Annotated in this window: 22 protein-coding genes and 1 pseudogene; 12 read left to right on the top strand and 11 right to left on the bottom strand. The window is 70.9% G+C overall.

The annotated features are described in order from the left end of the window. Positions 1-37: 37 nt before the first annotated feature. Complete coding sequence (gene cmk, locus ACQY4O_RS02540; RefSeq protein ID WP_428374670.1) at positions 38-784, bottom strand: (d)CMP kinase; 747 nt, start codon at positions 782-784, stop codon at positions 38-40. A 136-nt stretch (positions 785-920) separates the two neighbouring features. Here cmk and ACQY4O_RS02535 point away from each other — a divergent pair, with 136 nt between their 5' ends. Both ACQY4O_RS02535 and ACQY4O_RS02530 read left to right on the top strand, forming a co-directional pair. Next, positions 921-1,256, top strand: coding sequence for a TIGR02300 family protein (locus tag ACQY4O_RS02535; protein WP_428378081.1), 336 nt, complete (start codon positions 921-923; stop codon positions 1,254-1,256). Positions 1,257-1,469: 213 nt separating this feature from the next. After that, positions 1,470-1,928 carry a GFA family protein gene (locus tag ACQY4O_RS02530; RefSeq protein ID WP_428374669.1) on the top strand — a complete coding sequence of 153 codons (459 nt, stop codon included), beginning with the start codon at positions 1,470-1,472 and terminating at the stop codon, positions 1,926-1,928. 167 nt (positions 1,929-2,095) lie between these two features. Here the strand turns inward: ACQY4O_RS02530 and glgX are convergent, their stop codons facing one another. Continuing rightward, a complete protein-coding gene (glgX, locus tag ACQY4O_RS02525; protein ID WP_428374668.1) occupies positions 2,096-4,195 on the bottom strand; it encodes a glycogen debranching protein GlgX in 2,100 nt (699 codons plus the stop codon). 209 nt (positions 4,196-4,404) lie between these two features. After that, positions 4,405-7,620: an AsmA-like C-terminal region-containing protein gene (locus ACQY4O_RS02520; RefSeq protein WP_428374667.1), complete on the bottom strand. Its 3,216-nt coding sequence runs from the start codon at positions 7,618-7,620 to the stop codon at positions 4,405-4,407. Between the two features lie 65 nt (positions 7,621-7,685). Here ACQY4O_RS02520 and ACQY4O_RS02515 point away from each other — a divergent pair. Both ACQY4O_RS02515 and ACQY4O_RS02510 read left to right on the top strand, forming a co-directional pair. Further along, positions 7,686-10,553 (top strand): annotated as a pseudogene (locus ACQY4O_RS02515) (bifunctional [glutamine synthetase] adenylyltransferase/[glutamine synthetase]-adenylyl-L-tyrosine phosphorylase); the annotation flags it as partial. Positions 10,554-10,886: 333 nt separating this feature from the next. Then, on the top strand, positions 10,887-11,411 hold the full coding sequence (locus tag ACQY4O_RS02510) for a peroxiredoxin (protein WP_428378080.1): 525 nt from the start codon (positions 10,887-10,889) through the stop codon (positions 11,409-11,411). 237 nt (positions 11,412-11,648) lie between these two features. Here ACQY4O_RS02510 and ACQY4O_RS02505 read toward each other — a convergent pair whose 3' ends face one another. From ACQY4O_RS02505 to aat, 4 genes are all read right to left on the bottom strand, one after another. After that, positions 11,649-11,966 (bottom strand): hypothetical protein, encoded by a 318-nt coding sequence (locus tag ACQY4O_RS02505; RefSeq protein ID WP_428374666.1) that lies wholly within the window; start codon positions 11,964-11,966, stop codon positions 11,649-11,651. Between the two features lie 187 nt (positions 11,967-12,153). Beyond that, entirely contained in the window at positions 12,154-12,774 is a 621-nt protein-coding gene (locus ACQY4O_RS02500; protein ID WP_428374665.1) for a hypothetical protein, read from the bottom strand. Further along, positions 12,771-13,475, bottom strand: a complete 705-nt coding sequence (locus tag ACQY4O_RS02495; protein WP_428374664.1) for a DUF4412 domain-containing protein — start codon at positions 13,473-13,475, stop codon at positions 12,771-12,773. The genes ACQY4O_RS02500 and ACQY4O_RS02495 overlap by 4 nt, the downstream gene beginning before the upstream one ends. Positions 13,476-13,549: 74 nt before the next feature. After that, positions 13,550-14,251, bottom strand: a complete 702-nt coding sequence (gene aat / locus ACQY4O_RS02490) for a leucyl/phenylalanyl-tRNA--protein transferase (RefSeq protein ID WP_428374663.1) — start codon at positions 14,249-14,251, stop codon at positions 13,550-13,552. 121 nt (positions 14,252-14,372) lie between these two features. Between aat and ACQY4O_RS02485 the strand changes: the two genes are divergently transcribed. Next, positions 14,373-14,546, top strand: a complete 174-nt coding sequence (locus ACQY4O_RS02485) for a hypothetical protein (protein ID WP_428374662.1) — start codon at positions 14,373-14,375, stop codon at positions 14,544-14,546. Between the two features lie 180 nt (positions 14,547-14,726). On the opposite strand, the gene ACQY4O_RS02480 is transcribed toward ACQY4O_RS02485, so the two are convergent. Further along, the gene (locus ACQY4O_RS02480; protein ID WP_428374661.1) at positions 14,727-15,584 is read right to left on the bottom strand and encodes an EcsC family protein; all 858 of its coding nucleotides are present in this window, start codon (positions 15,582-15,584) and stop codon (positions 14,727-14,729) included. Between the two features lie 141 nt (positions 15,585-15,725). Continuing rightward, entirely contained in the window at positions 15,726-16,223 is a 498-nt protein-coding gene (locus ACQY4O_RS02475) for a helix-turn-helix domain-containing protein (RefSeq protein ID WP_428374660.1), read from the bottom strand. 310 nt (positions 16,224-16,533) lie between these two features. On the opposite strand from ACQY4O_RS02475, the gene ACQY4O_RS02470 reads away from it, so the two are divergent. Further along, on the top strand, positions 16,534-16,914 hold the full coding sequence (locus tag ACQY4O_RS02470) for a hypothetical protein (RefSeq protein WP_428374659.1): 381 nt from the start codon (positions 16,534-16,536) through the stop codon (positions 16,912-16,914). 23 nt (positions 16,915-16,937) lie between these two features. On the opposite strand, the gene ACQY4O_RS02465 is transcribed toward ACQY4O_RS02470, so the two are convergent. Together ACQY4O_RS02465 and ACQY4O_RS02460 are read right to left on the bottom strand one after the other, a co-directional pair. After that, positions 16,938-17,351: an EVE domain-containing protein gene (locus ACQY4O_RS02465; RefSeq protein ID WP_428378079.1), complete on the bottom strand. Its 414-nt coding sequence runs from the start codon at positions 17,349-17,351 to the stop codon at positions 16,938-16,940. Between the two features lie 11 nt (positions 17,352-17,362). Beyond that, positions 17,363-17,656: a YciI family protein gene (locus tag ACQY4O_RS02460; protein WP_428374658.1), complete on the bottom strand. Its 294-nt coding sequence runs from the start codon at positions 17,654-17,656 to the stop codon at positions 17,363-17,365. A gap of 261 nt (positions 17,657-17,917) precedes the next feature. Between ACQY4O_RS02460 and ACQY4O_RS02455 the strand changes: the two genes are divergently transcribed. Genes ACQY4O_RS02455 through ACQY4O_RS02430 form a run of 6 tightly spaced genes read left to right on the top strand, consistent with a single transcriptional unit; the run spans position 17,918 to position 22,380 of the window. After that, positions 17,918-18,682: a heme ABC transporter permease gene (locus ACQY4O_RS02455; protein WP_428378078.1), complete on the top strand. Its 765-nt coding sequence runs from the start codon at positions 17,918-17,920 to the stop codon at positions 18,680-18,682. Then, positions 18,679-18,840: a hypothetical protein gene (locus tag ACQY4O_RS02450; RefSeq protein WP_428374657.1), complete on the top strand. Its 162-nt coding sequence runs from the start codon at positions 18,679-18,681 to the stop codon at positions 18,838-18,840. Before ACQY4O_RS02455 ends, ACQY4O_RS02450 begins: the two co-directional genes overlap by 4 nt. Further along, a complete protein-coding gene (ccmE, locus tag ACQY4O_RS02445; RefSeq protein WP_428374656.1) occupies positions 18,837-19,346 on the top strand; it encodes a cytochrome c maturation protein CcmE in 510 nt (169 codons plus the stop codon). The genes ACQY4O_RS02450 and ccmE overlap by 4 nt, the downstream gene beginning before the upstream one ends. Positions 19,347-19,353: 7 nt before the next feature. After that, positions 19,354-21,348, top strand: a complete 1,995-nt coding sequence (locus tag ACQY4O_RS02440; protein ID WP_428378077.1) for a heme lyase CcmF/NrfE family subunit — start codon at positions 19,354-19,356, stop codon at positions 21,346-21,348. A 28-nt stretch (positions 21,349-21,376) separates the two neighbouring features. Next, positions 21,377-21,907 carry a redoxin domain-containing protein gene (locus ACQY4O_RS02435; RefSeq protein WP_428378076.1) on the top strand — a complete coding sequence of 177 codons (531 nt, stop codon included), beginning with the start codon at positions 21,377-21,379 and terminating at the stop codon, positions 21,905-21,907. After that, positions 21,904-22,380, top strand: coding sequence for a cytochrome c-type biogenesis protein (locus ACQY4O_RS02430; protein ID WP_428374655.1), 477 nt, complete (start codon positions 21,904-21,906; stop codon positions 22,378-22,380). The genes ACQY4O_RS02435 and ACQY4O_RS02430 overlap by 4 nt, the downstream gene beginning before the upstream one ends. Positions 22,381-22,394: the final 14 nt, after the last annotated feature.

Raw genomic sequence — 22,394 nt, 5'->3', positions numbered from 1 at the left:
CTGTTTGCGGCGGAGAAACACCGTTCCCCCGCAATTGTCAAGATGTTGGCACGTCACCGCCCGTCACCGGGGGGGGCGCCGCGATGCGCTGCCTGACGATCTCGAGCGCCCGTGCCAGCACCGCCTCGGCGTCGAGATTGTCGGTATCGATATGGATCGCGTCGTCCGCCGGCCGCAACGGTGCCGCGGCTCGCGCCGCATCGGCGGCGTCGCGCGCCACCAGTTCCGCCTCGACGCGGGCGAGCGCCTCGGCCCGGGCAGGCGCCGGCAAGGCCGGATCGCCGCCGGCCTGGAGCCAGCGGCGCTCCGCGCGTCGTGGCACCGAGGCGGTGACGAACAGCTTCACCGCCGCCGCCGGGAAGATCACGGTGCCGATGTCGCGCCCGTCCAGCACGGCGCCGTGCGCATGGCCGAACGTGCGCTGGAAGGCCAGCAGCGCGGTGCGCACCGCCGGCTGCGCCGCCACCCGGCTGGCGCCGCGATCCACCTCCGGGCTGCGCAGGTCGCGCCGCTCGAGGTCGGGAGCGGTCAGCGCGGCGGCGGCAGCGCTTGCGTCGGCTGCCGGATCGAGCCCGGCATCGAGCATGCGTCGGGCGACCGCGCGGTAGAGCAGTCCGGTATCGAGATACGGCAGGCCAAGAGCGGCCGCGAGTGCCGCGGCCAGCGTTCCCTTGCCCGCGGCCGCCGGACCATCGACGGCGATTACCAGCCGCGGAGCGGCAAGCTTGGGCGTCAGCCGCGGAGCGGCAAGCTCGGGGCCGTCTGCGGGAGCGTTGCTTTGCATGGCGGTTCCTGTGCTTGCTGGGCGGCGACGAGTCAATCGGCGAGACGCTGCGCGGACGACCGATGTTTGACAGCCGCGCGCCGGGGTGGCATGGGGCGCGCCCGGCGCCGCAATCCACCACAAAACAGGGTCACTGATGGCCAAGCCAGAACTCGGCATGAAGCGCGTGTGCGTCTCCTGCAGTGCGCGCTTCTATGATTTGACCAAGGTGCCGGCCGTCTGCCCGAAATGCGGCACCGAGCAGCCGCTGGACCAGCCGCGTCCGCGTCGCGCCGCCGGCAATGTCACCGAGGACCGGCGCCCGAAGAAGCCGGCGCCCGAGCTGGACGAGGCCGACGCCGAGACGGAGACCGCCGAGGAGGAGACCGAGGACGACGACGTCATCGAGGACACCGCCGACCTGGACGACGATGCCGACGCCATTGGCAGCGACATTGAAGTAGAAACAGACCGAGACGAACACGAAACCTGAAAGGCTGCCTGTAGACGCCTGCTGCTGGCGATCCGGCGCGGCTTTCCTGCGCGCCGGTGCTCACGGCCATTGAGGCCGCTCCGCTCCGGTGCTCGGAAAGTCACGCCGGCCGTGGCCTTTTAGGCCACTCTCATCCAGCATCAGGCGTTCTCAGACAGCCTTTTGGGGGACTGCATGCCGCAAACTCTAACAGGAAGCTGCCGCTGCGGGGCCGTGCACTTCGGCATGCACAGTCATACGCCGCAGCCGTATCAGCGCTGCTACTGCACGATCTGCCGCAAGACCGCGGGCGGCGGCGGCTATGCCATCAACCTCGGCGCGCTGACCAAAGGCATGCACGTCGAAGATCCGCATAAGGCAATCCGGGTGTTCCACGCGGAGATTATGCAGGAAGACGGCGCCTGCGAGCGCTCCACCGCCGAGCGCAATTTCTGCTCGCGCTGCGCCACCGCGTTGTGGCTGTTCTCGCCGGAGTGGCCAGAGCTGATCCACCCGTTCGCATCGGCCATCGACAGCGACCTCCCGGTGCCCCCCTCGTCCGTGCACCTGATGCTGAAGTACAAGCCCAGCTGGGTGGTGCCGCAGGTCGGTCCGAAGGACCAGACCTTCGACCTCTACCCGGAGCAGTCCATCGACGACTGGCACCGCAGCCGCGGCCTCTGGCTGAAATAGCACCCAGAGCCTGTTTCAAAACGGCTGATGCTGGATGAGAGCGACCCGCAGGGTCGCGCCCGGCGCGACTTTCCGAGCACCGCAGCGCAGCGGCCTACTGGCCGTGAGCAGCGGAGCGGAGGAAAGGCGTGTCGGATCGCCAGCAGCAGGCGTTTTCAAACAGGCTCTCATGCAGTCAGCCGGAAGAGCATGAGCGACCGCCCCGTGACCGCGCAGGCGCTGCCAATTGCGTACGAGCGCCCCGACAGCATGGTCGGACGGTTGGTGTCGAGCAGCAGCTGCCACTGCACGCCCCCGGCACAGGGCGGCATCACGAACTCCAGCATGTCGTGGTAGGCGTTCAGGATCATCAGCAGGGTGGCGTCGGTGCCGGGGCGGCGGATGCCGCTGACCTTGGCGCGGCCATCCATCAGCATGCCCAGGCAGTGCAGCGGACCGGACTGCCAGTCCGACTGCCGCATCTCGCAGCCGGTCGCCTTCACCCAGGTGACGTCGCGCACCTGCAGGTCCTCGTCCCAGTCGCCGGTCATGAAGCGCTGCCGGCGCAGGATCGGATATTCGTTGCGGAGCTGGATCAGCCGCCGGGTGAACTGGAACATCGCCTGGTGGTCGTCGAGGCGGCTCCAGTCGACCCACGAGATCTCGTTGTCCTGGCAGTAGGCATTGTTGTTGCCGTTCTGGGTGCGGGCGAACTCGTCGCCGGCCAGGATCATCGGCGTGCCCTGGCTCATCAGCAGGGTCGCCATCATGTTGCGCATCTGCCGCTCGCGCAGCGCGATCACCGTGCTGTCCTCGGTCTCGCCCTCGGCGCCGCAATTCCACGAGCCGTTATTGTCGGTGCCGTCGCGGTTGCCCTCGCCGTTCGCCTCGTTGTGCTTGTCGTTGTACGAGACGATGTCGTGCAACGTGAAGCCGTCATGCGCGGTGACGAAGTTGACGCTCGACCAGGTCCGGCGGCCGCGCCGGTTGAACTTGTCGGCGGACGCGCACAGTCGCTGCGCCAGCTCGGCGCCGGAACTGTCGCCCTTCCAGAAGGCGCGCACGGTGTCGCGGTAGCGGTCGTTCCACTCCGCCCAGCCCGGCGGGAAGCCGCCCACCTGGTAGCCGCCGGGTCCGCAATCCCAGGGCTCGGCGATCAGCTTCACGTCCGACAGCACCGGGTCCTGCCGGCAGCTGTCGAGGAAGCCGCCGCCCTCGTCGAAGCCGTAGCTTTCGCGGCCGAGGATGGTGGCGAGATCGAAGCGGAAGCCATCCACATGCATCTCGGTCACCCAGTAGCGCAGGCTGTCGGTGACCATCTGCAGCACCCGCGGGTGCGACAGGTTGAGTGTGTTCCCGGTGCCGGTATCGTTGATGTAGTAGCGCTCCTGGCCCGGAATCAGCCGGTAGTAGGAGGCGTTGTCGATGCCCTTGAACGACAGCGTCGAGCCGAGCTCGTTGCCCTCCGCGGTGTGGTTGTACACCACGTCGAGGATGACCTCGATGCCGGCATCGTGCAGGCGGGCTACCATCGTCTTGAACTCCGCCACCACCGATGAATTGCCGGTGGCGTAGCGCTGGTCCGGCGCGAAGAAGCCGACCGTGTTGTAGCCCCAGTAGTTGGTGAGGTCGTGCTTGATCAGGTGGTCCTCGTCGGCGAAATAATGGATCGGCAGCAGCTCGACCGACGTCACTCCGAGGGTCTTGATGTGCGCCACGATCTCGTCGGCGGCGAGCCCGGCAAAGGTGCCCCCCAGGCCGAACGGCAGCGACGGGTGGCGGATCGTGTAGCCGCGCACATGCGTCTCGTAGAAGATCGTGCGGTCCCAGGGGATGCGCGGGCGCTGGTCGCGGCCCCAGGTGAAGGCCGGGTCGATGACCCGGCATTTCGGCATGCAGGCGGCGCTGTCGCGCGTGTCGAACGAGAGGTCGGCATCCGGATGGCCGATCGTGTAGCTGAAGATTTGCGGGGCATGCCGCACCTGGCCGACATGCGCGCGCGCATACGGGTCCAGCAGCAGCTTGTTCGGGTTGAAGCGGTGGCCGGCATCCGGCGCGTACGGGCCGTGCACCCGGTAGCCATAGACGGTGCCGGGGCGGGCATCGGGCAGATAGCCGTGCCAGACCTCGTCGGTGTATTCGGGCAGCTCGATGCGGTCGAGCTCGGTGCCCCCCGAAGGGTCGAACAGGCAGAGCTCGACCTTGGTGGCGTGGGCCGAGAACAGGGCGAAGTTCACCCCCAGCCCGTCCCAGGTGGCGCCGAGCGGATGCGGCAGGCCCTCAGTCAATCTCGAGGCCCGGTGGCGGCGTATCACGAAAGCGTCTCCTGGAAAGCTTCAGAACGGGGAGCAAGCCGGCATCTTGCCGATACGGCCCTTTGGGCGCCGGCTGTGGGCATGGGCTTTGGGCACTAGCTCTTGCGGAGTGATCGGGTTCCGGGCGCAGCCCTGCCGCCCGAGCCCTGGGTTAGGGCCTGGCGCGCGGCGCAGCCTCGGGTTCAGTCGAACAGCAGCCGGCGCAGGATGCCCGGCGCCAGCAACGCCAGGGGGTTGACCCGGAGTTGCGGCCGGTCGATCGGACCCTTGATGGTCAGCGTCGCCGCCAGCAGGCCGCCGCCTTTCTCGGGGCTGAACACCGCGCCGACGCCCGGCAGCTTACCCGGAAGCGCATTGAACAGATAGGACGGCACGATGGTGCCCTTGAGGTCGAGCGTCTCGCGCGCCAGGTGGATCGGGCCGCGCAGGGTGGCGCCCAGCGCGGCATTGGAGGCGTGCGCATCGGTCAGCATCAGCGTGTCGCCGTTCAGCACGAACGGGGCCTCGAATTTCGTCACCACGAGCTGCCGGCTCGGCACGCCCAACAGGAAGCCATAGCCGGACAGGTCGCGCGCCATGCGGGCGGCGAGCGGCGCGTCATGCACGGTGAACTGGCCGATGGTGGCTGTCGCCTTCAGCCGGGTGCCGCGGGAGGCCGGCTCCAGGGTGCCGTCGAGACGCAGCACGCCCCCCTCGATGGTGTCCACCACCCCGAGGGCCCTGAGCAGGGCGCCGGTATCGTCCGCCTGCAGCCGCAGCCGCCGGACCCCATGGTCGGGCTGCAGGGTCGCGGTGACCGGCGTCGGTCCGGCCACACGCAGGCGGCCCGCCGAGACCACGCTGCCCCGCGCCACGGCCTGCAGGGTCACCCCGCTGAACGAGCGGGTCGGGCTGAACAGGACCTTCTGGAAGGCGAGATCGGCCTGCCAGGGTGAATCCGGCACCGGTCCGGCCTGCCCGGTCGGCCGCGCGGCCGACCGAGCAGCCGGCCGGGCAGGTGCGGCCTCGCTGAGATAGGGGAGTATGTCCAGCACCGGCCCGTGCAGGCTGAGACGCAGCGGTGTTGGCGCCTGCCCGACCTTCTGCTGGCCTCCCTTCTGCTGGCCTCCCTGCGGACCCGGGGACGGGCTCGACGGCAGCGCGATGCGGCCGCTGCCCTGAGTGCGCCCGAGCATGAAGCGGTCGATCACCACGGTCCTGGCATGGCCGCCCGCGACCTCGGCTCGGCCATCGAAGGCGAGGCCGTCGCCGGTCGCATGCAGCATGTCGATGGAGACCAGATGCTGGTCCTGCAGCCCGAACACGCCCGACGCCACCGCCCGCGCCCCCGGCCGCTTGCGCCAGAGCGGCGTGTCCAGCCCGGCCTGGGTCAGGTCCAGATCCAGCGCCACCCGGGCGGCGCCGTCGCGCCGGTGCTCGTAGCTGACATCGAGCAGCGCCTCGCCGGTGAACCGGTGCGCCTCGTCCAGCCCCTCCTGCTGCACCGCCGCGTCGGTGACATGCGACGTCACGTGCGCGCTCTCGGTGCGCTGGTCCGGCGGCCCGGCGCGGAAGTCGGTGTCGAAGGACAACGTCGACGGCATGCCGCCGAGCAGCCCGCTGCCATGCGCCGACAGGCCATCCTGGCTCGCCTGCAGCGCCAGCGAGGCCTGGTCGAGGTCACGCCCGACCGTCACATCGCCGAGATGCACCCCGGTGAGGGTGACCGCGGTGCGCACCGCGACGGCATCGACGCTGACCTTGTCGAGCAGCGGCAGGTCCACCTGCAGCCTTGCCTCGAACCGTCCGGCGGCATCCTTGAACGGCGGCGGGTGCTGCGACAGCAGCCGCAGGCGCGGATGCGCCAGCAGTGCCAGCAGGTCGGCGAGGCCGCCGGACAGGCTGGTCTCGATATGGGCGTCCTGCCGCGGCACCGAGAGGCCGGTGATGCGGATCAAGGACGCCGCCACGGACAGCGGCGCATGGCCCGGGACCTCCTGCACGCCGTGGCGCACGGTGATGTGCAGCGCATCGGGCCCGTCGAACACGAGGTGGCCGTCCAGCGCCCGCAACGGCGGCATCGGGCGCAGCCAGTGCAGCACCATGCCGTCCGCATCCACGCCGCCTTGCAGCCGGTCGAGGCGCAACCCGTCCGGTCCGGTGGTGGACGCCATGCCGATGTCGAGCCGGAAATCGTGCGCCGTGCCGTCGGTGATGTTGCCGGCGACCCATTTCTGCGCGCCGCGCGCCAGCAGCGGCGGCCAGTAGGATTGCAGCCCGGCAAAGCCGATCTGCCGCGCCTCGGCGACCAGGCCGAAGCGGATCGCCGGCCCGCGCAGCTGCCCCTGACCCGACAGCAGGAAGCTCGGCGCGTCCGTGCCGGCCAGCGTCAGCCGGGACGGCGCCAGCAGAACGCGCAGCGGCCCGGTTGCGTCATCCGGCAGCGCCAGGTTCAGCGCGATCTGGCCGGATGCCACCGGCAGGGCGTCGGATTGCGCGCGATCCGGCAGCAGCACGCGGCCGGCCCCCAGCCGCGCCGCGATCCGCACCGCGCGCGGGGTCATGTAGGCGCCGAAACCGCCGGTCAACACGCTGTCCAGGGTCAGCGCGACCGGCAGGCGCAAATCGTCGAGCCCGGCCAGCGCCGGCACCGATCGGGCCAGGGCAGGCGGCACCAGGTCGGCGGGCACCACCGGGTCGGTCTCGATGCGCCAGGCGATGCTGCCGTCGGGCGCCTCGTGGCCACCGCCGCGCAGGCGCAGGGGGGCGCCCCCGCAAGACAGGCTGGCATCGAGTTGCCCGGCGGCGCCGACCGCGGCCGGGCGCCGCAGCGGCGCTAGGCCGAGATCCGTAATGTCGAGGCGACAGGTCCGGCCGCTGGCGGCGTCGTTCAGCAGGACGGCGGAGTGTGCCACCAGCAGCGACCGCACCGCGTCGACGTCGAACGGCGTGCCGGCCTGCCCGTCGGGCGGCGAGCCGGACTGCAGGCCGAGCCGGCCGTCGCGACCGCGCCAGATCCGAAGCTCCGCACCGGTCGCCTCGGCCTGCAGCAGCACGACATGCCGGCGCAGCAGCGGCCAGGGCCGCACCGCCAGCGCGACATGGGCGGCATGGCTGCCGCCGGCGAGGCGGACCTCGTCGAGCAGCACCCCAACCTCGTAGTCCCGCCATGCCAGCCGGACCCGGCCGAAGGCAAGGCCGTGCAGAGCTCCAGACTGCTGCGCCATCGGCGTGGTCAGATGCCGTGCCAGGGTGGTCACGTCGATCGGGCCGCCGCAGAGCCGGAGCGCGAGCGCCGAGGTCAGCAGCAGCGGCAGCACGCACAGGGTCAGCGCCGCCACCGCGAGCGCGTGCCCCAGCCGGTAGCGCAGCCGGATGACGGGCGGCATGCCGGCCTCGACTTGACGCGGCCGGCTCACGCTCCGCACCGTGCCCGGCATGCCCCGACGGCTGCCCTGACCTGACTGCGAAGCGATGGCCCGCGATGCGATGCTTCCGCCTGCCTTCCACCTGGCCGGCACCGGCCGATCCGGCGCGCGCCGCCCTGCTGGCCGAGTGGTGGCTCGGCGAACCGGCTGGGCGCGGCGCGGGCCGCCGGCGTGATGCCGCCGAGGCGGCGCTGATCGCCTGCCTGGGCGGCAACAGCCGCTACCTCGCCGATCTGGTACGGCGCGAACCGGCCTGTTTCGCCAGGCTGTGCGCCGCCGGACCGGATGCCTTGCTGGCCGAGATCCTGCGCGGCCTCGCGGCGCTGCCGGCGCAGCAGCCGCGCGACGCGGTCGCGCGCGCGCTGCGACAGGCCAAGCGCCAGGTCGCACTGGTCAGCGCGGTGGCGGATATCGGCGGCATCTGGAGCCTGGAGCAGGTGACCGCCAGCCTCAGCCTGCTGGCCGAGGCCGCCCTGGGGGCCGCGGTCCGCCATCTGCTGCTGGAGGCCGCGCGCCGGGGCGAGCTCACGCTGGCTTCGACGGAGGGCCCGCAAGACAGCCCGGCCGGATGCGGCTTCGTCGTGCTGGCCTTGGGCAAGCTCGGGGCACGCGAGCTGAACTACTCCAGCGACATCGACCTGGTGCTGCTCTACGACCCGGACGCGCATCCCGACCGTGACGACCTGCAGCGCACCTTCACGCGGATGAGCGCCGATCTCGTGCGCCTGATGGAGACGCGCGACGCCGACGGCTACGTGTTCCGCATGGATCTGCGGCTGCGGCCGGATCCCGGGTCCACCCCGCCCGCCGTCTCGCTGCCGGCGGCGATCACCTACTACGAAAGCCTGGGCCAGACCTGGGAGCGCGCGGCGCTGACCAAGGCGCGTCCGGTCGCCGGCGACCTCGCTTTGGGTCGGGAGTTCCTGGCGACGATCCGGCCGTTCATCTGGCGCCGGCACCTCGATTTCGCCGCCATCGAGGACATCGTCGCGATGAAGCGCCGCATCGACCGGCATCGCGGTACCGTCGGCCGCCCCCCGCTTGGCGTGCCGGCGGCCGGAGTCTCGGGGCGCAGGGTGCCCCCGGACCCGGTCTCGATCCTGCTCGGCCACGACCTCAAGCTCGGCCATGGCGGCATACGCGAGATCGAGTTCCTGGCCCAGACCATGCTGCTGGTCTGGGGCGGCCGGTCGCCCGAACTGCGCGACGCCACCACCCTCGGCGCGCTGGCCCGGCTGGCGTTGGGCAGCTACATGCCGGCCGGACTTGCGGCCGACCTCGCGCGGACCTACCGGCTGCTGCGCGGCGTCGAGCACCGGCTGCAGATGCGCGACGATTGCCAGACCCACAGCCTGCCGGATGACAGAGCCGGGCTTGACCGCCTCGCGCTGTTCATGGGCTGTGCCGCTGGTGACGAAGGCGCCGGGGCGGCGCTGGCCGGCATGCTGCTCGAGCCGATGCGGCGCGCGCATGCGGCGTTCGGCGACCTGTTCGCAACCGGACCGGCCGGCCGCGAGCCGGAACCGTTCTGCCACCTCGATGCGCCGGACCTCGCGAGCCTGCTCGGCCACGCCGGCTTTGCGCAGCCGGCGCGCGCCGCCGCCATCCTGGGCCGCTGGCGCGACCGCCATTTGCGGGCTTTGCGCTCGGATCGCGCCCAGGGGCTGCTGCGCGACATCCTGCCCGCGCTGCTCGCCGCCCTGCTCGAGCAGCAGGACCCGATGCTGGCGCTGGTCCGCTTCGACAGCCTGCTGGCGCGGCAGAGCGCCGGGGTGCAGCTGCTGTCGCTGCTCGCCCATAATCCGCCGCTGCTCGGACGCATCGCCGTCGTGCTCGGAGCCGCGCCGTTCCTGGCAGACCACCTGGCCGCGGTGCCCTCCGCGCTGGAAGGGCTGCTGGTGCCCGAGGACGCGGCGGGGCGGCGGCCGGGCCGGCAGATCCGCGCGGCCTCCGGCGTCGAGGAGGCGATCGCGCGGGCACGAACCCTGGTGCGCGGCGAGGAGTTCCGGCTGTCGCTGGCCCAGCTCGACGCCCGGATCGGCGCGGACGAGGCCGGCCTGGCCCGTTCCGACCTCGCCGACCACGTCATCTCCAGCCTGCTGGCCGTGGTGCAACGCGCGCATCGGGCGCGTCATGGGTGGGTGCCCGGCGGCGGCATGGTGGTCGTGGCGCTCGGCAAGCTCGGTTCGCGCGAGATGATGGCGGGCTCCGACCTCGACCTGATGCTGGTGTACGACCATCCGGAGGACGTCACCGACAGCACGCTGCCGCTCCGGACAGCGTCCGGCATGGCGCCCCGCTCGGCGCACGACCTGCACAGCCGTCCGCTGCCGGTCAGCCAGTATTTCATCCGGCTGGCGCATGCGCTGATCGCAGCCCTGTCGGCACCGGGCCTGGAGGGGCCGCTCTATGCCCTGGACATGCGGCTGCGCCCGTCCGGCAGCAAGGGGCCGGTCGCGGTGTCGCGCGGCGCCTTCCGGCGCTATCACGCGGAGCAGGCCTGGAGCTGGGAGCGGATGGCCCTCACCCGCGCCCGGATCGTCGGCGGACCGCGCAAGCTGGGCCGCGCCATGGTCCAGGAGATCGGCGCGGCCATCGATGGCGCGCAGCGCCCGACGCCGAGCGGGCGCCGCCGGACGCTGCGGGCGGCCTGCGAGATGCGCGCCAGGATCGCCCGCGACCACCCGGCGCACGGTCCGTGGGACGTCAAGCTGCTGGCCGGCGGCCTGCTCGAGGTCGAGTTCATCGCGCAGGTCCTGCGACTCGTCTGTGACGACCTGTCTCTGCGTCATCACGTCACCCGGACCGCAACCCGGGATGCGCTGCGGGCGTTGGGCCGCGCGCACTGCCTGACGCCGGCGCAGGAAGCGGGCCTCATCGCCGCCGATCGGTTCTGGCGCTCGCTGCAGAGCAGGCTGCGGCTCCTGTTCGGCACCGCGATCCCGGCGGCCGACGAGACCTGGACACCGCCCGTGCGCGACGCGCTGCTGGCCGGCCTCCGGCCGGTTGGGCGCGACGCGCTGCTGGCCGGCCTCGGGCCGGTCGGGATCGGCAGCCTCGGCAGCCTCGACGACCTGCGTCTCCGGATGCAGGCGGTGGCGCGCGCGGTGCGACAGAGCTTTTGTGAGCTGGTGGGCGATCCAGCCGCGACATTCCCCGCGGGCGCGCCTGCCCGCCGAGCGATCAGGCCCGGCCGGGCTGGTGTTTCGCGCGGGGGAGCGGCACATGACATGCGACCAAGCATAAGGACGAACCGCATGGCGAACACCCCGACTCCAGCCGAAGCCGGCGCCAAATCCGGTGCAGCCTCCGGGCTCTCGGTCGGCGATGCGGCACCCGGCTTCGACCTGCCGGCGAGCTTCGATCGACGGGTGCGCTCATCGGATCTCTCGGGCTCACCCTATGTGCTGTATTTCTACCCGAAGGCCGATACCAGCGGCTGCACCAAGGAGGCCTGCGACTTCCAGGAAGCGCTGGGCGCGCTGGCCGGTGCGGCCGGATCCCTGCCGGTGATCGGCGTGTCGCGGGATCCCATGCCGGCCATCGAGGCGTTCGCACAGAAGTTCAGCCTGCAATTCCCGCTTGCCACCGATGACGCCGGCGCGACCCTGGAGGCCTATGGCGTCTGGGTGGAGAAATCCATGTATGGCCGCCGCTACATGGGGATCGAGCGCACGACCCTGCTGGTCGATGCCGAAGGCAGCATCGCGCGCATCTGGACCAAGGTGAAGGTCCCCGGACACGCCGCCGAGGTCGTCAAGGCGGCCGGCAGCCTCACCTGAACAGGAGGCGGCCGGCCGATATCCCGCCGGCCGATTTCAGACGGCCGATTTCACAGCCTGTCTGGAAACGCCTGATGCTGGATGAGAGCGGCCCCCACTCCCAAGCATTGGAGGGCCGCGCCCGGCGTGGCTTTCCGATCACCGGAGCGGAGCGGCCTCAATGGCCGTGAGCACCGGAGCGCCGGAAAGCCGCGTCGGATCGCCAGCAGCAGGCGTTTGCAAACAGGCCCTCACACGTCAGTAGCCGTACGGCTGGCCGTAATAGCCCGGGGGGGGCGCCGCATAGACCACCGGCGGGGGCGCATAGACTACGGTCGGCGGCGCGTAATAGCGGGGCGCCGCCAGGGCGCCGATCAGGGCACCCGCGGCCAGGCCACCAACCAGCGGCCCGACGAAGCCGCCACGATACCCATAGCCGCGGTAGCCGTAGCCGCCGTGGTAGCCGTAGCCGCCGTGATAGCCGCCATAGCCGTGGCGCCACTGGGCCTGCGCCGCCGGCGCGGTGGTCACGGCAAGGCCGGTGGCCAGCAGTGGCACGGCCAGGATTAGACGCATCGAACTACGCATGGAATGAATGCCTCTCTCTGCTCGGACCGATCCCGGCATTGTCTGCCAGCTCGGCCCGGCAACGATATGGGGATCGCTGCCTTCCATGCATAGAACGCAGGAAGCGTGGCAATTTGCAGGCGGCAAAGCGGCAGAATGTTTTCAAAGTGTCTGCGGGCCCGGTGCAGCGGTCACGTCATTGCGAGGGCGGCTGTTCGACCCGGGTGCCGGACGGCGCCGCGAACAGCGCCGGGTCCTGTGCGGCGTAGCTGACGCGCGACGCCAGCAGCAGCACCTGCCCGGCATGCCGGGCCCGCAGCAGCACGCCGTCCGGGGTCAGGCAGATGACGCTGTCGGCGCCGCCGTCGTCGATGGTGCGCCACTCGGTGCAGGGCAGGCCGGCCACCGCGTCCTCGCCGAGACGATCGTAGCGGCCGGTGGCCCGCAGGCCGGGCGACTGGACGCCGCCGCCGGGCGGTGTCGCCGGCAACGGCAGCAGCGTGGCGGTGGCACGGCGCGGATCGACCACGAGAATGCGGCGGGCGCGGTAGTCGGTGATCATGTAGGCGTTGCCGGCCGGATCGAGACGCTGGCTCCAGAGTGCCGCCGACCAACGCATGCGCTGTGTCATCACCGAAGGCGGCGGCAAGGCGGACCCGGGGTCGACAGCAGCCGACCGGGGCCCGGCGATGAGATAGGTCACGTCCACGTCGCGCTGCGGGGTCACGAACGGATTGGGGGCGCCTTGCGGCCAGGCCGGAACGCCCAGGACGAGTGCGGCCGTGGCGAGCAGCCAGCCGAGCCCGGCCTTCGTCACGGATGCGCGGGATCGCCCATCGCCGGGGCTCCCGATCCTGCGTCACCCGGTCCAGCATCACTGGGCCCGGCATTGCCGGGCCCCGGCGCACCGCCGCGCTCGTAGGAAGCCGGTCCCTCGGGATGGGCGACGCGGGTGAAGCCCGGGGGTGGCTGGAACGCGGCCGCCGCGATCGGGCCGTAGCTGACGCTGCGCGCGATGAGGTGGCCGCGCGCGCCCTGGCTGTCGACGCCATCCTCGCTGAGCACCACGCCATCAGGCGTGACGCAGGCATGCGCGCTGCCGGACGCGGTGGTGATCGACCAGGTCGTGCATGGCAGGCCGGCCACATCGGCGGTGCCGGTCGCGGTGTACTGCATGGTCGGATCGAGCAGGAACGGGCTGCGCTGCTCCTCGCGCTCGGGCACGTCCATGTACACCTTTGCCGCACCGATCACGACCTGCATCAGCCGCCGGTCACGGTCCATGATCGTGCTGCCCTGCCCGTCCGGTGCATCGATCCGCATCAGCCGCCCGTGCGCACTGAACAGCACGCGCACCTGTTGCGGCGCCGGCGCGCCGTCCGGCTCGACATCGTAGGTCACGGTGACGTCCCGGCTCGGCATGGTGAGCGGATGCGCCGGCTGCTGCGCCTGGCCGCCGGTGGTCATCGCAACCAGCCCGAGCACCGGAATGGCCGAGGAGAGCAGGCTTGGGCGCATCAGCGGATCCCGAAAAAGATTGCCCGGCTCCAGCCTGGAGCCGCCCTCGAAGTGGTGCCGCGCCAAGCTCGCTGTCAACCACCCGCCTCGCCTTCAGACATCGGCCGCACGCCCCGATCCTCGCACGCCGCCCCCAGCCGGCGTATCGCGCCGACGAGGTCGGCCGGCTCCTGCTGCCACTGCGCGTCCACGGCGGTCGCATCCGCGAGCATCCCGCGATAGCGCGCGCGCGACACCTCGACGGCGCCGAACTGCGACAGGTGGGAGGTGATGAACTGGGTATCGAGCAGCCGGAAGCCGCCCAGCCGCAGCCGGGCCACCAGGAACGCCAGGGCCACCTTGGAGGCGTCGCGCTGCCGGCTGAACATGCTCTCGCCGAAGAAGGCGCCGCCGATGGCAATCCCGTACAGCCCGCCGCAGAGCGTGCCCTCGCGCCAGCACTCGATGCTGTGCGCGCTTCCCATCCGGTGCACGGCCAGGAACAGCGACCGGATCTGCGGATTGATCCAGCTCTCCTCGCGTCCCGGCGCCGGCCCGGCGCAACCGTCGATCACCGCCTCGAAGGCCCGATCGGTGGTGGTCTCGAAGGTCCCGGCAAGCGCGGTTCGCCGCAGCCGGCGCGGCAGGTGGAACCTATCGAGCGGCAGGATCCCGCGCGGCTCGGGGTCGAGCCAGAACAGCTCGGTGGCGTCCCGCGTCTCGGCCATCGGGAACAGCCCGTCGCGGTAGCGGCGCAGCAGCAGCTCCGGTGTCACCTCGACGCGGCGTCTGAACATCGGGAGATAGTGCCGGCCGGGAGGCCGCCGAAGCAATTGCGGATGCTCGGACTGCACCGGCTTGCACAGGGACTGGGCCGGCTTGCGTCGGATGCATTTATCCTGCTCTAGGTGCGTGCCAATGCGCATGATGCTGGTCTTCACGGTGTTCGCGGCGATCTCGGCAGTCCTGTGGGCGCTGATGCCGCACATCGCCGGCGCCGTCGCCCTCGACATGATGCTGATCTACCTGCTCCTGGCGGTGATCTCGGCACTCCTAGCCCTGCTCCCGCAAGGCAGCAGCAGCGACGGCTGACTTTGCCCTTGGTCCTACAGAGGCTGCCTGAAAACGCCTGATGCTGGATGAGAGCGGCCCAGCGGGCCGCGGCCGGCGTGACTTTCCGAGCACCGCAGCGCAGCGGCCTGCTGGCCGTGAGCAGCGGGGCACAGGAAAGCCGCGTCGGATCGCCAGCAGCAGGTGTTTGCAGGCAGCCTCTCAGGCAGCCGCGGGGCGGTGGGCCAGGTTTGCGCGGATACCGTCAACCGCCTCACGCACATGCATCGCGCCATACGTCCGTTCGAGGCGCCGGATGGTGAAGTGCGCGCGGGCCAGGGCGCGGTAGTGCGCCAGGAAGGCCGCGTTCAGCGATGCGCCGCAGAGGGCGCCGGCCACCGGCATCATCTGCAGCGCCACCTTGCGCGACAGCGCCAGGCCATAGTGCGACGAGACCTCCGACAGCAGCATGACCACCGGCCGGCCACGCAGCACAACGCGGGCCGAGAAGAAGCCGAGTTCGCTCTGCTCCTCGGTGCCCTCGTGCGCCTGCAGGGCGAACACCTCGAGGCAGGCGCGCTGGCCTTCGGCGGTCGACAGGTCCTCGCCCTCCTCGCGGGCGATGCGGGCGATCTCGCGCATGATGGTCAGCGTGGTGAAGCCGATATCGGGGATCAGTCCGCTCAGCCCCGCAAACCCGCCGACCGCGCCGGAGACCGCGACCGCGGCCTGGGTGGCATGGTCGCGCCAGCCGCGCTCCGGCGGCACCATGTCGCCGGTCGAGATCAACGGCGCCGAATGCCGCAGGCCGAGCACCGCCAGGTTGAAGGCGCGCACGACGGCGGCCTCGCCGAGACCGCGCAGCTTGGCCTGCAGCCCGGGCGCGAGGCCGATCCCGCGCATGCCGAGGCGGGTCGCCTGGCCGACGGCACCGCCCATCAGGTCCGCCAGGCGGACCAGCAAGCCGCGTCCGGTCTCGACCTGGTGCAGCGCCTGCTCCAGCGCGCCGAGCGAGGCGGCACTGAGCGCATGCGGATCGGAAGCCAGAGGTGTCAGTTCGCCGCCCGGGGTCGCGCTCATCGCCGTCTCCATCAATGCCGCGCGGTCAACGCGTGGACGACGGCCGGGCTTCACCCCTTGATGCGAAAGCTCTCAGCGAGGCGACGGCAGCTCTTAGCGAGGCGACGGCTCGGGCCAATACCCCAGCCCCAGCCGATGCGATCAGGCGGAGCGGCGAGCCTCTGCATCCGACTCCGCGCCCGGATCCGAGGACAGCTTCTGCGCCACGTGCATCAGGACGCTGCGATCCTCGGCGCTGCAGGCCCGGAACAGGCGCAGCAGCGACATCTCGTCGGACGACAACACGCTGTCGGTGGCGAGACCTTCCCAGCCCTCCTTGAGCATGCTGACCGACACGCCGAGCGCTTCGGCGATGCGCCGCAGCTTGCTGCCCATCTGCCCGGCCCGCCCGGTTTCCCACTGCGCGACGGCGCTGCGCGACACGCCGGTCGACATGGCCAGGGTATCCTGGGTGAGGCCACGCGCCCGCCGCAGGATCCGGATGCGGCTGCCGATCGCAAGCCCCGTCTGCGCCGCGGGGGCGGGCTCTGCGGGAAGCTCGGGAACCGCCAGCGCCGGCAACACCGTCTCAGCGGACGGCGCCGGGGTGCCCGGGAGGGTCGTGCCCGGGAGAGTCAGGGCCGGTGAAGACGAAGGCATGTCGCTTGTCACAAATCCGCGAGGCTGCATCAAAACCGCCAGTCGTATCGTTTCCGAACCAGCCATCCAGCCTGCCTCAACCTCGATCGAATTTCTGAGTCAAAGTCCCGAAAAAGAGTTCACGGAGACTTTACCACCACGCGACTTGGACGGGCGAGTGCAAGTTTGCACCGGCAGAGGTGGCGTTGGCAAAGCCGAACATAAAAATTAACGCATTGTTCTCGCGTGAGATTGATTACGCGCGTAAATCATCCTGCCGGGTCGGTGCGTTGCAGCATCAGCACAAACCCTCTCGCCGGAGTCCCCCACGATGACGCTGTTCTCTCGCCTTGCGACTCCGCTCGTTTTCGGCGCCGCCCTGAGCCTGGCGCCGACCTTGATCGGCAGTCTCCCCGCGCAAGCCCAGGCGCTGCGGGCGAGCTCGGCCAATTCCACCGCAGCCGGCATGACCGCCAACCGCAACTCGTTGCCGACCCCCAACACGACCGGCCTGCCCGGTGCCACGGCCTCGCAGAGCATCTCGACCGGCACCGGCTCGCCGTCCGCGGTCTCCATCCTGGGCATGCCGTTGCGTGTCTCCGCCCCGGTCACGGCGCCCTATAACGGCGCCGGCAGCTACAGTACCTTCGCCGGACAGCCGCAGCGCGGCCAGGACGACGTGCTGCAGCAGAGCATCGACGGCGCGCCCTGAGGTCCGGGCGCCGCTTCCGGCAATCAGGGCTTCCAGCCGCCCATGCGGCAGAGCAGGCGCCAGTGCTCGGCGCCGACCGGCACCACCGATAGTCGCGACTGACGGACCAGGGCGATGTCGGCGAGGGCAGACTCGGCCTTGATCTGCGCCAGGGTCACCGGCTTCGGGAAAGCCGAGATCGCCTGCATGTCCACGCACACCCAGTCACCAGCCTCGCGCGTCGGGTCCGGGTAGGCCTCGCGCACCACCTCGACCACGCCGACGATCTCGCGGCCGAGGTTGGAGTGGTAGAAGAACGCCCGGTCGTTCCGGCGCATCGCCAGAAGATTGTTCTTTGCCTGGTGGCTGCGCACGCCGGTCCAGGGCTCGATGCCGCGCTCCACCTGCTGCGCCCAGGAAAACGCGTCCGGTTCCGACTTCACCAGCCAGGTGTTCATCCGGGGTGCGATCATTCGATCAGGGCGCCGTCGCGGAACACGCTGCGGTAGCCGCGGATGACGGTGCTTTCGAACAGCCCGGCCTCGGCGTAGGGGTCGCCGGCCGCCAGCGCCTCCGCCTCGGCGCGCCCGGCCAGGTTGACCAGCAGCAGGCTGCCGGATGGCTTGCCGTCCAGGTCGAGCGATGGGCCGGCCTGCACCAGGCAGCCGGCGTGGTCCTGCAGGTAGGCCAGATGCGCGCCGCGCGTGGCCAGGCGCAGATCGCGGGATCCGGGCTTGTCGGTGCAGTGGATTGTGAACAACATGCGGCTCTCCTTTGCCATCGGGCCGGAAGCGGGCCCCGGAAGCGGGCCATCAGGGATGGCGCGGAGCATAGGATGGCGGTATTCCGCTTGACAGTGCAGCGGGCGAGGCCCCCCGCAAACCGGGCCGGTCGATCTGCAGGAAGCCGGGGCAGAGACGCCTCAATTGCTGGAACAGGGTCCACGCGCTTGGATGCCACCACGACCGTTGCCCCAGAAGACGCAACCGAGGGCGCAACCGGGATTGCCGGTCCGGGCCACGAAGTGCTGCGCAGACGCACCGGCGGGCGGTTGCATCGCTTCGGCAATCCGGGGCGGTTCCTGCGACTGGCCGCGCGGCTGCAGCCCTGGCTCAACGCAATCGCCATCCTGCTGACCGGCTGTGGCCTGATCTGGGGCCTGTGCTTCGCTCCTGCCGACTGGCAGCAGGGCGACGCCGTCCGCATCATGTATGTGCATGTCCCGGCGGCGTGGCTGGCGTCCGTCGGCTATGTCGCACTGGCGGTCTGCTCGGTGCTGTCGCTGGTCTGGCGGCATCCGCTCGCCGACCTCGCCGCCGCCGAGATCGGGCCGGTGGGCGCCACCGTGACCGCCGTCTGCCTTGCCTCCGGCTCGCTGTGGGGCAAGCCGATGTGGGGCGCCTGGTGGGTCTGGGACGCGCGCCTGACCTCGGTGCTGGTGCTGTTTTTTCTCTATCTCGGGCACATCGCGCTGCTGCGCGCCTTCGACGAGCCGCAGCGCGGCTACCGGGCCGGCGCCATCCTGGCCCTGGTCGGCGCGATCGACCTGCCGATCATCAAGTTCAGCGTGCAATGGTGGAACACCCTGCACCAGCCGGACAGCATCACCCTGACCGGGGCGCCCACCATGTCGACCTCGATGTTGTGGCCGCTGCTGATCAGCGCGCTCGGCTTCAGCTTCGGCTTCGCCGCCATCGTCACGGCCCGGCTGCGTGCCGCGGTGATGGAGCAGCGCCTGCGCGTGCTGCTGCTGGCGCGCGGCAACCAGGGGACGCCTGGCGCCGCATGACCCACCTGCCCTACATCGCCGGTGCCTACGGCCTGACGCTCGGGCTCGCCGCCTGGCTCAGCCTGTCGGCTGCGGTGCGGCTGTCCCGGGCCCGGGCGCGGCTGCGCGCGGTCGAGCAGCAGGTCGGCAGGACCCGTTCAGGAAGGCGGCAGGGATGACCCGCAAGTCGCGCCGGCTCTGGCTGCTGGTCGCCTGCGGGATCGGGCTCGGCTCGGCGAGCGCGCTGGCGCTGGACGCGTTCAGCGCCAACATCGTGTTCTTCGTCGCACCCTCGCAGTTGCTGGCGACCCCGGCCACCGGCCGCACCGTGCGTCTCGGCGGCATGGTGGTGGCGGGATCGCTGCACGAGGCGCATCAGGGCGGCGAGCCGGTGGCGCAGTTCCTGGTCACCGACGGCCAGAAGGCGGTGCCGGTGCGCTATGCCGGCATCCTGCCCGACCTGTTCCGCGAGGGGCAGAGCGTGGTGGCGCTCGGCGAGCTCGGCGCCGATGGCAGTTTCAGCGCCTCCGAGGTGCTGGCCAAGCACGACGAGACCTATATGCCGAAAGAGGTCGCCGAGGCGCTGCGCCGCTCCGGCAAGTGGGACCCGAAGTTCGGCCCGGCGCCGTCGGCTGCGAGCTGGAACCGGATGAGCGTCAAGACCGATCCGACGAGGGGCAGCTGAGATCGTGCTGAACGGTCCGGAACTCGGCCATTTCGCCCTGGCGCTGGCCTGCTGCCTGGCGCTGGCGCAGACGGTGCTGCCGCTGGTGGGCGCGCATCGCCGCGAGATCCGCCTGATGGCGGCAGCACCCGCGCTGGCGCTGGGGCAGCTCGCTGCCCTCGCGGTCAGTTTCCTGTGCCTTGCCGGCGCTGCGGTGACCGACGATTTCTCGGTGCAGAACATCGCCGAGAACAGCGCCATCGCGAAGCCGCTGCTCTACAAGATCACCGGAATCTGGGGCAACCACGAGGGCTCCATCCTGCTCTGGTCGCTGATCCTGGGCCTGTGCGGCGGCGCGGTCGCGGTGTTCGGGCGCAACCTGCCGGCGGCACTCCGCGCCAGGGTGATCGCGGTGCTGGGGGGGACCGCCGCCGGCTTCGAGCTGTTCTGCCTGACCACCTCGAACCCGTTCGACCGCGTCTGGCCGGCGCCGGCGGATGGCAATGGCATGAATCCGCTGCTGCAGGATCCGGGCCTCGCCTTCCATCCGCCGATCCTCTACGCCGGCTATGTCGGCTTTGCGGTGCCGTTCGCCTTTGCCGTTGCCGCCCTGCTCGAAGGCCGCGTCGATGCCGCCTGGGGGCGCTGGGTCAGGCCGTGGGCGGTCGCCGCCTGGTGCTTCCTGACCTGCGGCATCGCGCTCGGCTCCTGGTGGTCGTACTACGTGCTCGGCTGGGGCGGCTACTGGTTCTGGGACCCGGTGGAGAATGCCTCGCTGCTGCCGTGGCTGACCGGCACCGCGCTGGTGCATTCCGCGATCGTGGTCGAGAAGCGCGAAGCGCTGAAGATCTGGACCGTGCTGCTGGCGATCGGCACCTTCTCGCTGTCGCTTTCCGGCACCTTCCTGGTGCGCTCAGGCATCCTCAACTCGGTGCATGCCTTTGCCAACGATCCGGCGCGCGGCGTGTTCATCCTCGGCCTGCTCGGCCTGGTGATCGGCGGCTCGCTGCTGCTGTTCGCCCTCAGGGCGCCGCTCCTCGCGGCCGGCGGCATCTTCGCGCCGCTCTCCCGGGAGGGAGCACTGGTCCTGAACAACATCCTGCTCTGCTCGATCTGCGCCGTGGTGCTGACCGGCACCATGTATCCGCCGTTCGCGAGCCTGCTGTTTGGCGCCACCATCTCGGTCGGCAAGCCGTTCTTCGATGCGACCGCGGTGCCGATGGCGATCCCGCTCTTCGCCGCGATGGCGATCGGCCCGATGATGCCCTGGAAGCGCGCCCGCATGGCGCCGGTGCTGATGCGGCTGTGGTGGGCAGCGCTCGGCGGCCTGGCAGCAGGGCTGTGGGCGGCCTTCGGGCTGCGCGGCCTGTTGCCGGTGCTGGCCTTCGGCTTCGCGGTCTGGGTGATCCTGGCGGCCTTTGCCGACCTCGCCCAGCGCATCCAGCTGTTCCAGCTGCCGCCCGCGCAGAGCTGGCGGCGGGCGCGCCTGCTGCCGCGTGCGGCGCTGGGGGCCGCCATCGCGCATGCCGGCGCCGGCGTCACCGTGATCGGGCTGGCCGGCATGTCGCAGGCCGCGCACCGCATCGTCGAGGTGCATGCCGGCGACAGCGTGGACATGGCCGGCTACCAATGGCGCCTGGTCGGCATCGCCGATGCGCCCGGCCCGAACTACACCGCGCGTGTCGCCACCCTGGTGGTGAGCCGGCATGGCCGGACGGTGACGGTGCTGCATCCGTCGAAGCGCAATTTCGCCACCCAGAGCACCACCACCAGCGAGGTCGCGATCCACACCAACCTGATCACCGATCTGTATGCCGTGCTGGGCGACGAGCATCGCGGCGTGGCCGGTCAGCCGGATACCGCGGTGCTGCGCCTGCACGACAACTGGCTGGCGCCGTGGATGTGGCTCGGCGCGCTGGTGATGGCGATCGGCGGCGCGCTGTCGCTGAGCGACCGGCGGGTCCGGGTCGGCGCGCCGCGGCGCGCGGCCTCCGTCGGTGTCGTGGGTGGCAAGGTTGCCTGAGGCGGGCCTCTCGCGCCGGCAGGTCCTGATGCTGGCGCCGCTCGGGGTGGCGGCGGCCGCCGGCGTCGGCTTCTGGTCGATGCTGTCGGGCATGGGCAGCGGCCGCTTCGATCCGCACGACATCCATGCCCCGGCGGTGAACCGGCACGTGCCCGACTTCGCGTTGCCGGCGCAGGCGCCCGGGACCGGCTTCTCGTCGCAGATCCTTGCGGCCCAGACGGCGCCGGTGCTGGTGAACTTCTTCGCCTCCTGGTGCATCCCGTGCGTGCTGGAGGCGCAGACGCTGGCCGGGCTCGGCCGCGTGCTGCCGATCTGGGGCATCGCCTACAAGGACCACGCCGACAACGCCGCCGGCTTCGTGACCCGCACCGGCAACCCCTATGCCCGCCTCGCCGCCGACAGCAGCGGCCTGTCGGCGATCGACTGGGGCGTGTCCGGGGTGCCGGAGAGCTTCCTGGTGCTGCCCGGCGGCCTGATACGCTGGCACGTCGCGGGCCCGCTGACCCCGGAGATCATCGATGGCGGCCTGCTGCCGGCGCTACGCGGGTCGTCGCGATGAAGGCCCTGCGCCGCCTTGCCGGCGTGCTCTGGCTCGCTTTGGCCCTGGTCGCGATGCCGCTGGCGAGTCTCGCGGTGGACGATCCGCAGGAGATGCTGGCCAACCCGGCGCAGGAGGCGCGCGCCGAGGCGATCGGTGCGCAACTGAGGTGCCTGGTCTGCCAGAACGAGAGCATCGAGGATAGCGGTGCCGACCTGGCGCGTGACCTGCGCCATGTGGTGCGCGTGCATGTCGCGGCCGGCGAGAGCAACCGGCAGATCATCGCCTGGATGGTGCAGCGCTACGGCAATTTCATTCGTTTGCGGCCGCCGCTGAACAAGGTGACGCTGCTGCTCTGGGCGATGCCGTTGCTGGCTCTTGGTGTCGGTGCGTTCGCCGCCACCGCCTCCTGGCGCGCCCGTCGTACTGCGGCGGCGCCATTGTCGGAGGCGGAGCAGAAACGCCTCGCCGACCTCCTAGAGCCAAGTCGTTGAAGTTCGTCGTTTTC

Origin of the sequence: Lichenicoccus sp. (genome assembly GCF_965277665.1) — a bacterium.
Classification (GTDB): Bacteria; Pseudomonadota; Alphaproteobacteria; order Acetobacterales; family Acetobacteraceae; genus Lichenicoccus.
The sequence above is the reverse complement of the archived record's forward strand: the minus strand, read 5'-3'. Positions and strand labels throughout refer to the sequence as shown.